The organism is Citrobacter sp. Cu233 (assembly GCF_030332225.1).
Taxonomy (GTDB): domain Bacteria; phylum Pseudomonadota; class Gammaproteobacteria; order Enterobacterales; family Enterobacteriaceae; genus Citrobacter.
The window spans coordinates 1-257 of the sequence record NZ_JAOWIF010000012.1; the positions used below are offsets into that span (position 1 = coordinate 1).

The following is a 257-nucleotide window of genomic DNA, read 5'->3' on the forward strand; positions in this document are numbered from 1 at the left end:
GGCTTGTAGCTCAGGTGGTTAGAGCGCACCCCTGATAAGGGTGAGGTCGGTGGTTCAAGTCCACTCAGGCCTACCAAATTTTTGCTGATGCTGCGTTGCGGCGACACTCACATACTTCAGTATGCTTCGTGTCACCACGCCTTGCTTCAACAAAAATTAAGGTGAATGAGATAACTACGATGGGGCTATAGCTCAGCTGGGAGAGCGCCTGCTTTGCACGCAGGAGGTCTGCGGTTCGATCCCGCATAGCTCCACCA

The 257-nt window shown here is 53.3% G+C and carries 1 tRNA gene; it reads left to right on the forward strand.

The features are described 5' to 3' along the window. Positions 1–181 precede the first annotated feature (181 nt). Positions 182–257 (forward strand) — tRNA-Ala (locus tag OGX95_RS00050).